The sequence below is a fragment of the Streptomyces armeniacus genome (genome assembly GCF_003355155.1).
In the GTDB taxonomy this organism is placed as follows: Bacteria; Actinomycetota; Actinomycetes; order Streptomycetales; family Streptomycetaceae; genus Streptomyces; species Streptomyces armeniacus.
In genome coordinates this window covers 1,763,449-1,776,133 of sequence record NZ_CP031320.1, presented here as the reverse complement: position 1 = coordinate 1,776,133, position 12,685 = coordinate 1,763,449, and the positions used below count along the sequence as shown (strand labels likewise).

The 12,685-nt window shown below is 73.2% G+C and carries 10 protein-coding genes; 5 read left to right on the top strand and 5 right to left on the bottom strand.

Annotated elements, in window-relative coordinates; genetic code table 11:
- Positions 1-59: 59 nt before the first annotated feature.
- Both DVA86_RS07835 and DVA86_RS07830 read left to right on the top strand, forming a co-directional pair.
- The gene (locus DVA86_RS07835) at positions 60-1,109 is read left to right on the top strand and encodes a DMT family transporter (RefSeq protein ID WP_245996401.1); all 1,050 of its coding nucleotides are present in this window, start codon (positions 60-62) and stop codon (positions 1,107-1,109) included.
- A 306-nt stretch (positions 1,110-1,415) separates the two neighbouring features.
- Positions 1,416-3,023, top strand: a complete 1,608-nt coding sequence (locus DVA86_RS07830) for an ABC-F family ATP-binding cassette domain-containing protein (protein WP_208884493.1) — start codon at positions 1,416-1,418, stop codon at positions 3,021-3,023.
- Positions 3,024-3,155: 132 nt separating this feature from the next.
- On the opposite strand, the gene DVA86_RS07825 is transcribed toward DVA86_RS07830, so the two are convergent.
- Positions 3,156-4,379, bottom strand: coding sequence for an oxidoreductase (locus DVA86_RS07825; RefSeq protein WP_245996398.1), 1,224 nt, complete (start codon positions 4,377-4,379; stop codon positions 3,156-3,158).
- A gap of 67 nt (positions 4,380-4,446) precedes the next feature.
- On the opposite strand from DVA86_RS07825, the gene DVA86_RS07820 reads away from it, so the two are divergent.
- Together DVA86_RS07820 and DVA86_RS07815 are read left to right on the top strand one after the other, a co-directional pair.
- Positions 4,447-5,370, top strand: a complete 924-nt coding sequence (locus DVA86_RS07820; RefSeq protein WP_208876870.1) for an FAD-dependent oxidoreductase — start codon at positions 4,447-4,449, stop codon at positions 5,368-5,370.
- A gap of 50 nt (positions 5,371-5,420) precedes the next feature.
- Complete coding sequence (locus DVA86_RS07815) at positions 5,421-6,956, top strand: M1 family metallopeptidase (RefSeq protein ID WP_208876869.1); 1,536 nt, start codon at positions 5,421-5,423, stop codon at positions 6,954-6,956.
- Positions 6,957-7,029: 73 nt separating this feature from the next.
- On the opposite strand, the gene DVA86_RS07810 is transcribed toward DVA86_RS07815, so the two are convergent.
- The 3 genes from DVA86_RS07810 to DVA86_RS07800 form a co-directional block, all read right to left on the bottom strand.
- Positions 7,030-7,623, bottom strand: a complete 594-nt coding sequence (locus DVA86_RS07810) for a hypothetical protein (protein WP_208876867.1) — start codon at positions 7,621-7,623, stop codon at positions 7,030-7,032.
- A 26-nt stretch (positions 7,624-7,649) separates the two neighbouring features.
- Positions 7,650-8,096, bottom strand: coding sequence for a hypothetical protein (locus DVA86_RS07805; protein WP_245996395.1), 447 nt, complete (start codon positions 8,094-8,096; stop codon positions 7,650-7,652).
- 87 nt (positions 8,097-8,183) lie between these two features.
- Complete coding sequence (locus DVA86_RS07800) at positions 8,184-9,008, bottom strand: oxygenase MpaB family protein (RefSeq protein WP_208884489.1); 825 nt, start codon at positions 9,006-9,008, stop codon at positions 8,184-8,186.
- Between the two features lie 541 nt (positions 9,009-9,549).
- Here DVA86_RS07800 and DVA86_RS07795 point away from each other — a divergent pair.
- A complete protein-coding gene (locus DVA86_RS07795; protein WP_208876866.1) occupies positions 9,550-10,380 on the top strand; it encodes a MerR family transcriptional regulator in 831 nt (276 codons plus the stop codon).
- A gap of 28 nt (positions 10,381-10,408) precedes the next feature.
- Here the strand turns inward: DVA86_RS07795 and DVA86_RS07790 are convergent, their stop codons facing one another.
- Positions 10,409-12,631, bottom strand: coding sequence for a 3-hydroxyacyl-CoA dehydrogenase NAD-binding domain-containing protein (locus DVA86_RS07790; RefSeq protein WP_208876864.1), 2,223 nt, complete (start codon positions 12,629-12,631; stop codon positions 10,409-10,411).
- Positions 12,632-12,685: the final 54 nt, after the last annotated feature.

Genomic DNA, 12,685 nt, shown 5'->3' with positions numbered 1-12,685 from the left:
GGGATCCCTTCAGAAAGCGTCGCTTTTGATTACGGGTGCCAGCCCCCACAGTGGTGGACATGGCATCGGCATCCCAGCGCCCGGGCGGCGCGCGCACGGACATGGACACGGGCGTGAGCACGGAGGCGGGCACGGCCGCGGGCACGGACGCGGCTGCGCGTACGGGCACCGGCACAGCGGCGCGTACGGGCGCGGAGGCGCTCCCGCGTACGCACACCGCGCCCCACTCCGTCCCCGCCCGCGCCGTCGTGCTGCTCACGGCGGGCGCGGCGTGCACCGCGGCGTCGGGTGCGTTCGTGAAGCTGTCCGGCGCCGACGCGGGCACGGCCGCGTTCCTGCGCTGCGCGCTGGCGCTGCTGGTGCTGGTGCCGTTCGCGCTGCGGGAGTACGCGCGCGCCGGGGGCCGTTCGCGCCGCCTCCTGCTGCTGGACACGGCGGCGGGCGTGCTGCTCGGCGTGGACTTCGTGCTCTGGTCGGCCTGCGTGCTCAACCTCGGCGCGTCCATCTCGGCCGTCCTGCTCAACGTCCAGGTCGTGGTGTTCCCGCTGCTCGCCCGGCTGGTGTCGGGCACCCGGATGCCGGTCCGGTTCGTGCTGGCGATCCCCGTCATGCTCGCGGGCGTCGCGCTCGCCAGCGGGGCGGTCGGCGGCGCGGGCGGGAGCGGCGACCCGGTGACGGGCGTGCTGTTCGGCACGGCGGCGGGCGTCTCGTACGCCGGGTACCTCTTCCTGACCCGGCTCGCGGGCGGCCGTACGCACACGGTGCTGCCGGTGTGCGTCTCCACGGCGGCGGCAGCGGGGGCGGCCGCCGTCCTGGGCGGCCTGATGACCGGCATCAACCCGCCGGACACGGCGGCCGCGTGGGGCTGGCTGGCCGCGCTGGCGCTGTTCGGGCAGGTGCTGACGTGGCTGCTGATCGGTGCGGCACTCCCCCGGCTGGCCCCGAACGTCGGCGCCGCGCTGCTGCTGCTCCAGCCCGTACTGGCCGTCCTGGTGGGGGTGGTGGCGCTGGCCGAGCGGCCGACGGCGTTCCAGATCGGCGGCAGCGCGCTGGTGGTCGGCACGGTCTGGTACGCGACGCGCAGCCCCGCACCGGCGGCCCGCGACTGAGGGCGTACGCCGCGTATGCGCCCCGCAGGGGACCCCCGGCTGGACGGCTGGACGGCCGGGCGTCCAGGGCGGCTTGCGCCCGTACGCTGTACGGCGTATGGTCTGCGACGGCTCTGTTGCCGTCGACAGGAGAGGCAGTTGCTCGTCTGAGGTCCTGAGACACCGTGTGCCCCGTCTGTGTGCCACGAGTGTGACCTCGGAAGCGAGCTGCCTTTCTCCGCATCTCCCTCCGCCCCTTACCGGGGCTCGGTGTCTCCGCGTTGCTCACCATCCGCAGCACGACGGCGACGGGAGACCCGTATGTCCATGTCCACCACCTCCATCACCTGCACCCGCCTCTCCTTCGGCTGGCCCGACGGCAGCTCCGTGCTGACGGACCTCGACCTGGCGGTCGGGCCCGGCAGAACCGGGCTGATCGGCCTCAACGGCACGGGAAAGTCCACCCTGTTGAAGCTGATCGCGGGCGAACTCACCCCGCTCGACGGCTCCGTACGGGTCGCGGGCGAGATCGGCTACCTGCCGCAGAACCTCACCCTCGACACGACCCTCCGGGTCGACGAGGCGCTCGGCATCGCCGCCGCCCGCGCCGCCCTGCACGCGATCGAGGCCGGCGACGCCGCCGAGGAGCACTTCACCGCCGTCGGCGACGACTGGGACGTGGAGGAGCGCGCGCGGGCCACGCTCGACCAGCTCGGGCTGACCGGCATCGGCCTCGACCGCACCATCGGGGAGGTCTCCGGCGGCGAGTCGGTGCTGCTGCGGCTGGCGGCGCTGCTGCTGAGCCGGCCCGACGTACTGCTCCTGGACGAGCCGACGAACAATCTGGACCGCGAGGCGCGGCACCGCCTGTACGACGCGGTGACCGCCTGGTCCGGCGTGCTCGTCGTGGTCAGCCACGACCGCGAACTCCTGCGGCTCGTCGACCAGATCGCGGATCTGCGCCCGGACGGCGTGCACTGGTACGGCGGCAACCTCGACGCGTACGAGGAGGCCGTCGCCGCCGAACAGGAGGCCGCCGCGCGGATGGTGCGCGTCGCGGAGGCCGACATGAAGCGGCAGAAGCGCGAACTGACCGAGTCCCAGTCCAAGCTGGCCAAGCGGGTGCGCTACGGCAACAAGATGCACGCCAACAAGCGCGAACCGAAGATCATCATGAACCAGCGCAAGCGGGACGCGCAGGTCTCGGCGGGCAAGCACCGCATCATGCACGAACAGCGCCTGGAGGACGCCAAGGAGCGACTGGACGAGGCCGTGGAGGCCGTACGGGACGACGCCGAGATCCGCGTCGACCTGCCGTTCACAGCCGTACCGCCGGGGCGCCAGGTGCTCACCATGCGCGGGGTCGGGCTGCGGTACGGCGCCCGCGCGCAGCTGGATCTGCACGGGCCCGAGCGGATCGCGCTGCTCGGGCGGAACGGCGCGGGCAAGTCCACGCTGCTGCGCACCATCGCGGGCCAGATCCCGCCGGAGGAAGGGGAGGTGCAGACGCATGTGCCGGTGCGCTCGCTGCCGCAGCGGCTCGACGTGCTGGACGACGGGCTGACGATCGTCGAGAACGTGGCGCGGCTGGCGCCGGAGGCGACCAACAACCGTATCCGGGCGCAGCTGGCGCGCTTCCTGTTCAAGGGCGCGCGTGCGGACCAGACGGTGGGCACGCTGTCCGGCGGCGAACGGTTCCGTGCGACGCTCGCCGCCGTCATGCTCGCCGAGCCGGCGCCGCAGCTGCTCATGCTGGACGAGCCGACGAACAACCTCGACATGGCGAGCGTCCGCCAGCTCACGGCGGCGCTGGCCTCGTACGAGGGGGCGCTGATCGTGGCCGGGCACGACGTGCCGTTCCTGCGGGACATCGGCATCACGCGCTGGCTGCGGCTGGACGAGGAGCTCACGCCGGTCGACCCGGAGGAGCTGTGAGGGGGCGGCGCGCGCACGGGACACGGCGCACGTGTGCGTACGGGACGCGGCCCGTGCGGGCGTACGGGACACGGCGCACGTGTGCGTACGGGACGCGGCCCGTGGGCGCGTACGGTACGGGCGGCGTGCGGCTCAGGCCGCGCCCGCCCGCGCACGGGCCGCCGGCGCGACGAGCACGCCGCCGGGGGCCCGCGCCACCACGTACGTCTCGCCGCGCGCCGTCTTCGCGTCCAGCGTGAAGCGGTGGCTGCCGGGTTCCAGCGTCTCGTCCAGCAACTCGCGGGTGTGGGTGCGGAACAGCCGGTCCAGCCGGTAGGCGGTGAGCCGCACCCGGCAGGGGAGGCCGACGTGCACCGTCACGGTGCCGTCGGCCGCCTCCAGCCCGGCCAGCTGCCGCTGCCCGTGCGGGCCGCGGTCCAGGGCCTGTTCGATCTGGGCGACCAGCACCGGGATGGCCGGGGCCAGGCCGTCCACGAAGGCGGCGTCCGAGCCCGCGGCCTCGAAGGCGGCCCGTGCGGCCTGCCGCTGCTCGTCGCCGATGCCCCGGCCGAAGGCCACGGCGCCGTACGTGCGCAGCTCCGCGGCGTCCGTGTTCGCCGGGTCGTGGGCGATCTCGGTGCCGATGCCGGTCTGGCGCAGGGCGTTGGCGAGCCGGTTGAGGACGGCGGCGCGGGCGCCGACGAGCAGGACGCGGCGCGGCGCCGGCCGTTCGCCGCCCTCGGCGAGGAGCCGTTCCAGCACGGCGCGGTACTCGGCGGCGCGGAAGCGGTACGGTCCGACGCCCGGGTAGCCGTCGCGCCCCAGGTCGGCGGTGAGCTCCGTCTGCCACGCGAAGTCGCGCCAGACGATGGCACCGTCGTCCGCGCCGTCCGGTCCGCCCTCCCGTTCGATGACGGCGGTGACGGCGCCGCAGTCCAGGCCCTCGCACTCGGGGCAGCCGTAGAGCACGTACCGCCCGTCCGCCAGCGGCGCCTCGGCCTCCAGCAGCAGCCGGCGCACGTGCGCGGTGAAGATGGACGGGCCCATGTCGGCGGCGAGCGGGGAGACGGCGTCGACACCGTCGAGGCGCGGCAGCAGCGGTGCCCCGTCGACGGTGAAGTCGAGGTACTCGCGGTGCGCCTGGTACGCCCCGTCCGGCAGCACCCCGCCCGCGCGGGTCGCCGGTGCGAGCCCGAACGTCGCGTACGCCGCGGTGCCCTGCCCCCGTGCGCCCTCCCCCTGTGTCCCCTGCCGGTCCACGCCCTGTCCGTCCGCGCCCTGCCGGTCACCCTGTCCGTCGGGGCGCTGTCCGCCCGTGTCCCGTTCCCGCACGCCGTGCTCCCCCGCGCTGTCCTGTCCCGTGTCCTCGCCGGCCATGGTCCGAGTATTCCCGCACGGGTGCGCTCGAGTGCCCGGGAGTGCGAAATCCGGCTAGCGTGCGCCTATGCGCGAGGTGCTGATCATCGGGGGCGGAGTCATCGGACTGACGACGGGCGTGCTGCTCGCGGAGGACGGCGTACGGGTACGCGTGTGGAGCCGCGAGGGGGTCGCCGGAACCACCTCGGCGGTCGCCGGCGGCCTGTGCTGGCCGTACCGCATCGAGCCTGCTCAGCGCGCCGCGGAGTGGGCGGTACGGTCCTTCGCCACGTTCGCGGAGCTGGCGCGGCGGCCGTCCGCGACGGGCGTGCGGATGCGGGCGGGCACCATGGTGGACGACCCGCCCGCGGCTGAGTGGGCGGCTCTGGTGGGGCCGCGTACGGTCGCCCCGGTCGTCGACATGACGACTTATCTCCCTTACCTTCAGCGCCGGTTGGAGGCCGCGGGCGGCCGCTTCCAGCAGCGCGCGCCCCGGTCGCTGGACGAGGTGGCCGACGCGGCGCCCGTCGTCGTCAACTGCACCGGGCTGGGCGCCCGCGAGCTGGTGCCGGACCCCTCGCTGCGGCCGATCCGGGGCCAGTTGGTGGTCGTGGCCGATCCGGGCGTCGAGGAGTGGTACGTCTCGGCCGGGCACGGCGCGGCGGAGTCGACGTATGTCATCCCGCAGCCGTACGGCGTGCTCCTCGGCGGCACGGCCGAGGAGGACGCGGAGGACACGGAGCCCGACCCCGCCACGGCCGAGGCCATCCTGGCGCGCTGCGCGCGCGTGCGTCCCGAGCTCGCCGGCGCGGAGGTGCTGGCGCACCGCGTCGGCCTGCGCCCGTACCGGCCGAGCGTGCGGCTGGAGACCGTACGGCTGCCCGGCGGCGGCGTGTGCGTGCACCACTACGGGCACGGCGGAGCCGGGATCACCGTCTCGTGGGCCAGTGCCGAGGACGCTGTGCGGCTCGCCTCGGAAGCGGCAATACGTCGTGGACATGACGTGCCCTGACGGAGTAGACATCGCCAAACGACTCCTGACCCGACAGAGTTGGAGGACTCGTGCGTCAGAGATTCATCGCGCCGGCCGCGGTCGCCGTCACCCTGCTGCTGGCGATCCCGGCATCGGCGGCGGAACCCGCGCCGGGCGCGCCGGGCGCGGGCGACCCCTACTACCCGGACTACGGCAACGGCGGCTACGACGTCTCGCACTACGACCTGCGGCTGAAGTACCAGCCCGAGAACGACCGGCTGGACGGCACCGCCACCCTGCTGGCCACCACCACCCAGGAACTCTCCCGGTTCAACCTGGACTTCGCACTCGACGTGCGCGACGTACGCGTCAACGGCCGCAAGGCCGCGTTCGCCACCTCCGGCGCGCACGAGCTGGAGATCACCCCCGACCGGCCGCTCGCCAAGGGCCAGCGCGTCACCGTCGTCGTGCGCTACTCGGGCACGCCCTCGAAGGTCGAGGTGAACGGCTTCACCTCCTGGCACCGCACACCGGACGGCGGTGTCGCGGCCAACGAGCCGGAGGCCGCCTGGTGGTGGTTCCCGAGCAACGACCACCCCACCGACAAGGCGACCTACGACGTGAGCGTGGCCGTACCCGACGGCACCCAGGCGATCAGCAACGGCGTGCTGACGTCCGAGCGTTCGCAGGCCGGCTGGACCCGCTTCGGCTGGCGCTCGGACCAGCCGCAGGCGACGTATCTGGCGACCCTGGCCGTCGGGAAGTTCGACATCGTCAAGGACGAGACGTCCGACGGGCTGCCGGTGCTGAACGCGTACAGCAAGGACCTCGGCGAGAACGACCGCGGCGCCCGCGCCAGCATCGAGCGCACCGCCGAGGTGACGGAGTGGCTGGCGGGCGTCTTCGGCCCGTACCCGTTCAACGCCATCGGCGGCTACGTGCCCAACACCGACACCGGCTACGCGCTGGAGACCCAGACCCGGCCGTTCTACAGCCAGCGCAGCTTCTCCGCGGGCACCAACGTCTCGCTGGTCGTGCACGAGATGGCGCACCAGTGGTACGGCGACAGCGTCTCGGTGCACGGGTGGCGGGACATCTGGCTGAACGAGGGCTTCGCGACGTACGCGCAGTGGCTCTGGTCGGAGGAGCAGGGCGAGGGCACGGCGCAGGAGATCTCCGACTACACGTACGCCTCGTACCCGGCGGACGACGAGTTCTGGACGGTGAAGCCGGGCGACCCGGGCCCGGAGAACCAGTTCCACGACGCCGTCTACGACCGCGGCGCCATGACCCTGCAGGCGCTGCGCAACGAGATCGGCGACGACGACTTCTTCGCGATCCTCAAGGGCTGGCAGGACGAACAGGCGGGCGGTGACGCGGAGGTGCGGGACTTCGTGGCCTACGCGGAGCAGGTCTCCGGCAAGCCGCTGGCCGCGCTGTTCGACACCTGGCTGTACGAGCCGTCCCGGCCGGACGCCCCGGCGGCCAAGGGCGGCGGGACGGAGCGCGCGAAGCCGGCCAGGCCGGAGAAGCCGCAGTCCTGGAGCGACATCCAGGCGGCGAAGCACGGCCGCGAGCACGGCAAGCACGCGGAGCACGGCGGCGAGCACGGGCACGGGCACTGACGGCCGGTGCTCCTCACGCGCCGGGCGGGCCGTCTCCGCGGCCCGTCCGGCGCGCGCCCGCACGCCGGGCGGCTCACCGCTTGTCCGTGTCCTCGATCGAGCTGGGGCCCATCTGGGACGCGGAGCTGAACTCCGGCAGCGTGGAAGGCTGGTCGAAGAGGAAGAAGCTCTGGTTCATGCCGACGGTGAACTCCAGATAGGCGCCCGTGGTGGCGTCGAAGCCGTAGTAGGTGTTGCAGGCCCCGGCCCCGTCGCTGTACGTGCCGTCCATGGCCGGGAGCGGGACGTTGACCATGCCCCCGCTGTTGTTGGACTCCGTCTTCGACGGCGGTGTGCCCAGCGCGCAGTACGACACGGGGAGGCCCTTCAGCACGAAGTACCCGTACTCGCCCTTGGCGTTCTGCAGGTAGACGTAGCTGAGTTTGCCCTTCGCGCCGGCCTTCCCCCAGGTCTTGATCCATTTGTTGATGGTCTCCCGCGTCGACGAGTATTCGGGGACCTCTATCGGCTGCTTCTTCACCAGCTTGTCGTAGCCCGACTGCTTCGCCCTCGTCTCCTTCGCCTGTGAGGAGTCGTCCTCGCAGGCGGAGGCGGTGAGGAGCGTCAGGACGGCGGCGACAGCCAGTGCGGTACGGGCGGTGCGGGCGGTGCGGGCGGTGTGCTGCATGGTCGTGCTCCTTTTCCGGCCCGGGGTCACGGCGCGCACCGCGTCGCCGTGTCGTTCACGTCCAGCCGCGGCGGCAGGTCCCTGTCCTTGAAGGCGCTCCGGTGCTCCTGCGCGGCCCGGGAGTTGTACTCGTGGACGGCTTCGGCACGCGACGACTTCAGTGCGGTGAGGGATGTGTCGATCCGCGCCCGCCGGGACGCGGTGGCCGTTCCGCGCTCCTCTTCCAGCGCCTTGATGGTCCCTTCCTTGGTCTGCACCGCGGTGCAGAGCCCGAAGAACTCCTCGTACGTGGCGATACGGAACGCGCCGGAGCCCTCGGTGCGCTCACGCTTGTCGGCTTCGCCGCGGAACGGGGCGGTCAGCCACCCGACGCCGCCGAACACGAGGGTGGCGACGAGGCCGACCGCGGCCAGGACGGCGATGCCGCCGATGACCCCGACTCCGAACGTGAACCCTTCCCGGGTCGTGCTCATCTGCTTCCCCTCCTGCCGGCGCCTGCTCCGGGCGTGCGGAGACCGGGCCTCCTCCGGTGAGGCACTCGGCAGGACCATCGAACCCCGTCATGCCCGGGACCGGTCCCGGCGCCGGGCCGCCCGCCGGGCGTCGCGGGCCAGGGGCAGGTACCGCAGGCGCTCCGGGAGCAGCGGCAGCAGCACCCGTACGGCGCGCCCGAAGCGGCGCAGACGGCGTTCCTGGCGGGGCGTCCACTCCAGGCCGATCGCCGCGCGCGCGTCGGGCGGGACCAGCCCGGTGGTCACGAAGCGGCGGAAGCGCAGCAGCGCCGGGGTCAGTGCGGGCCACGCGGCGCGCAGGACGGCGCGCAGCGGGCGCGGGCCCCGGTCGGGCGGCGGCACGGGAAGGGCGACGGAGAGCAGGTCGCGTACGACCGCCGTGCGTTCGAGCCCGCCGGCCAGCACGCGCGCGTACCGCGCACGGAACTCCTCGACCGTACGCGGCAGTTCGCTCTCCGGCACCCCCAGGACCTGCCCGACGCACCGCCACTCCGCGTACAGCCGGCGCTCCTGGCCGTCCGTGAACGGGCGCCCGAAATAGCGCTGCGCGTGGCACATCACGGGGAAGCCGGTGGCGTGCACCCAGGCGTACGTGGCGGGGTCGAGCGCGTCGTACGGGCGGCCGCGCGCGTCCGTGCCCCGGATGTGCCGGTGCAGCCGCAGCAGCCGTTCGCCCTCGGCGGCGGCGCGCTCACCGCCGTACACCCACAGCTGCATGCTGTGCAGCGAGCGCGCCGCGCGCCCCCACGGGTCCGTGCGGAACACGGAGTGGTCCCCCACTCCGGCGGCCACCGCGGGGTGCGCGACCTGCATGACCATCGCGGCGGGTGTGGTGAGCAGCGCGCGCACGTCGCCCACGAGGTCCCACAGCATGCCGCCCTCGGGCGGCGGCGCCGGGACGCCGTCCGCCCGCGCATCGCGGCGGCCGCGCACGTCCACGCCCCCATGGTGCGCCGGGTCAGAGCACGCCGTCGAGCTCGTCGAGTACGGGCGCGATCACGCGGCAGGGCGGGCACGCGGAAGGACGGGCCTCAGCCCGATTCAAGCCCGTCCGGCGTTTGAGGACGGCCCTCGGCCACGATGGACCCGCGCGTGACCACACACGTATCGGACCACCACCGCCCGGTGACCGCCCCCGGCCGTCCTCAAACGCCGGACGGGCTGGATGGGCTGGCCCCGCCCCCATGGTGCGGCCGTGCGGTGGGGGCGGTCGCCGTACGGCCTGCGGGCAGCAGCCCGCGCGCTTCGTAGTACCGCAGCGTGCGTGCCGCGCCGGGAGGAAGCCGTGCCGAGAGCTTTCACAGAACTGGTGAGACAGCAATACTGTTGAACAGTGCGAGGACTGCCGGCGCGAGACCGGCGGAAACCGGAAGAACCGGCGGAACCGGCAAGGATCAGCAGAGAGGCGTGACCGATGGCGGACCAGGATCAGGACCGGCGCCGGGACCAGGACGCGGCCCCGGACCGGCGGCTGGACACCGACACCCTGACCGTCGACCAGCTCGCCGCCCGCGCCGGCGTCACCGTGCGCACCATCCGCTTCTACAGCACCCGCGGCCTGCTGCCGCCGCCCACCATCGGCGCCCGCCGCGTCGGCCGGTACGGCCCGGACCATCTGTCTCGGCTTGCGCTCATCGAGGAGCTGCAGCACCAGGGCATGACGCTGGCCGCGATCGAGCGCTATCTGCAGCGGCTGCCGGACGACCTCAGCTCGCACGATCTGGCCATCCACCGCGCCATGGTCGCCTCCTGGATGCCGGACACCGTCGACGAGAGCACCCGCACGCAGCTGGAGGGGCGCGTCGGGCGGGAGCTGACGGACGACGACCTCAAGCGGCTCGAGGCGATGAGCGTGCTGGACCCGACGGACGATCCGGCCGTCTTCCGGGTCGACCCCGCGCTGGTGCACCTCGGGGTGCGGCTGCTGGACGTGCCGATCTCGCAGCCGTCGATCCTGGCCGCGCGCGAGGTGGTGCAGGGGCACGCGCGGGCGGCGGCCCGCGAGTTGAGCAGGCTGTTCAAGGACGAGGTGTGGGAGCCGTACCGGGAGCGGGAGGCCGACCCGGAGCAGCTGGAGCGGATGAAGTCGCTGTCGGCGCACATGCAGCCGATGGTGGTGCAGGCGCTGCTGACGGCGTTCCAGCGGTCGCTGCGGGAGGAGCTGCGGGGAACGTTCCCGGCGGAACGTTCCCCGCGTACGGACCCGGACGACGCCGGCCAGTCGACTGGCCGGCCGGTCGACTGACTGGCCGGTCGACTGACTGGCTGGTCGGCTAGTCGCTGAACCGCTCCCCCTTCGCCGCCTTCTCGGCGAGCAGCGGCGGCACCGCGAAGCGCTGCCCGTACGCCGCCTCCAGCTCGCGGGCGCGGGCGGCGAAACCGGCGGGGCCGCCCTCGTACCCGTTGATGTACTGCAGGACGCCACCGGTCCACGGCGGGAAGCCGATGCCCATGATGGAGCCGATGTTGGCGTCCGCGACCGAGGTCAGCACGCCTTCCTCGACGCACCGCACGGTGTCGAGTGCCTCCACGAACAGCATCCGCTCCTTGAGCTCGGTGAGGTCCACGTCCTCGGGCCGTACGGTCTCACCGGCGCCCGCCGCCCGCGTGAAGTGCTCGCGCAGGCCCGGCCAGAGGCGGGTGCGCTTGCCGTTCTCGTCGTAGTCGTAGAAGCCCGCTCCGCCGCTGCGGCCCGTGCGTCCGAACTCGTCGATCATCCGGTCGATGACCGCGTCCGCCGGGTGCTCGGGCCACGTCGTGCCCGCCGCCTCGAGCGCCTGGCGGGTCTCGTTGCGGATCTTCCGCGGCAGGGTGAGCGTCAGCTCGTCCATCAGCGCGAGCACCTTGGCCGGGTAGCCCGCCTGGCCGGCGGCCTGTTCGACGGTGGCCGGCTCGATGCCCTCGGCCAGCATCGCCACGCCCTCGGTGATGAAGTGGCCGATGACGCGGGAGGTGAAGAAGCCGCGCGAGTCGTTGACGACGATCGGCGTCTTGCGGATCTGCCGCACCAGGTCGAACGCGCGGGCCAGCGCCTCGTCGCCGGTCGCGCCGCCGCGGATGATCTCCACCAGCGGCATCTTGTCGACGGGTGAGAAGAAGTGCAGCCCGACGAAGTCCTCGTCCCGGCCGACGCCTTCGGCGAGCGCGGTGATCGGGAGCGTGGAGGTGTTGGAGCAGAGCAGGGCGTCCGGCGCGACGACGTTCTCGATCTCCTGGAAGACCTTGTGCTTGAGCGCCGGGTCCTCGAAGACCGCCTCGATGACGGCGTCGCAGCCCGCCAGGTCCTGCGGGTCGGCGGTGGGCGTGATGCGGTCGAGCAGCGCGGCGCGCTTCGCCTCGGTCGTACGGCCGCGGGCCAGCGCCTTGTCGAGCAGGCCCTCGGAGTACGCCTTGCCCTTCTCCGCCGCCTCCCTCGACACGTCCTTCAGCACGACCTCGATGCCGGCCTTGGCGCAGGAGTACGCGATGCCCGCGCCCATCATCCCGGCGCCGAGCACGGCGACGCGGCGGACCGTACGCTCCGGGACGTCCTGGGGGCGGTTCGCGCCGGAGTTGACGGCCTGGAGGTCGAAGAAGAACGCCTGGATCATGTTCTTGGAGATCTGGCCGGTGACCAGCTCCGTGAAGTAGCGGGCCTCGATGGCCTGCGCCGTCTCGAAGTCGACCTGGGAGCCCTCGACGGCCGCGGCCAGGATGTTCCGCTGCGCCGGGTAGGGGGCGCCGCCCGTCTGCTTGCTGAGGCCGGCCGGGAACGCGGGCAGGTTGGCGGCGAACTTCGGGTGCGCGGGCGTGCCGCCGGGGATCTTGTGGCCCTTGACGTCCCAGGGCTGCGCCGACTCGGGGTGCGCGTCGACGAACGCGCGCGCGGCGGCGAGCAGTTCGTCCTCGGTCTGTACGACCTCGTGGACCAGCCCGTGCTCCTTCGCCTGCGCGGGGCGGTACTGCTGGCCCTGGAGGAGCACCTTGAGCAGCGCGTCGGCGATGCCCAGCAGGCGCACCGTACGGACGACGCCGCCGCCTCCGGGCAGCAGCCCGAGGGTGGCCTCCGGGCAGCCGATCTTCGAGCCGGGCGCGTCGAGGGCGACCCGGTGGTGGCAGGCGAGGGCGATCTCCAGGCCGCCGCCGAGCGCGGCGCCGTTCATCGCGGCGACGACGGGCTTGCCGAGGGTCTCGATGCGCCGCAGGTCGCGCTTGACGCGCATGCCGGTGGCGTAGACGCGGTCGGCGTCCTCGGGCCGTGCCCGGATCAGCTCACGCAGGTCGCCGCCCGCGAAGAAGGTCTTCTTGGCGGAGGTGACGATGACGCCGCGCACGCTGTCGCGTTCGGCCTCGAGGCGGTCGGCGACCTCGGTGAGGGAGGTCTGGAACGCCTCGTTCATGGTGTTGGCGGACTGGGCCGGGTCGTCGAGGACGAGCGTGACGACGCCGCTCTCGTCCTGCTCCCAGCGGATGGTGGACGCCGAGGGCGCCCCGGACGCCGTGGACTTCGTGGACACAGTGGTTCTCCGTTTGGGTTGGGCCTGCCGGTCGTACGGGCCGGGTGTACGTGC

What these genes read in the sequence shown, in the direction of transcription:
- DVA86_RS07820 (WP_208876870.1), top strand. Translation starts at nt 4,447, where the DNA reads ATGCGCGAGGTGCTGATCATCGGGGGCGGAGTCATCGGACTGACGACG.
- DVA86_RS07825 (WP_245996398.1), bottom strand. Translation starts at nt 4,379, where the DNA reads ATGGCCGGCGAGGACACGGGACAGGACAGCGCGGGGGAGCACGGCGTG.
- DVA86_RS07810 (WP_208876867.1), bottom strand. Translation starts at nt 7,623, where the DNA reads ATGCAGCACACCGCCCGCACCGCCCGCACCGCCCGTACCGCACTGGCT.
- DVA86_RS07805 (WP_245996395.1), bottom strand. Translation starts at nt 8,096, where the DNA reads ATGAGCACGACCCGGGAAGGGTTCACGTTCGGAGTCGGGGTCATCGGC.
- DVA86_RS07800 (WP_208884489.1), bottom strand. Translation starts at nt 9,008, where the DNA reads ATGCTGTGGGACCTCGTGGGCGACGTGCGCGCGCTGCTCACCACACCC.
- DVA86_RS07795 (WP_208876866.1), top strand. Translation starts at nt 9,550, where the DNA reads ATGGCGGACCAGGATCAGGACCGGCGCCGGGACCAGGACGCGGCCCCG.
- DVA86_RS07835 (WP_245996401.1), top strand. Translation starts at nt 60, where the DNA reads ATGGCATCGGCATCCCAGCGCCCGGGCGGCGCGCGCACGGACATGGAC.
- DVA86_RS07830 (WP_208884493.1), top strand. Translation starts at nt 1,416, where the DNA reads ATGTCCACCACCTCCATCACCTGCACCCGCCTCTCCTTCGGCTGGCCC.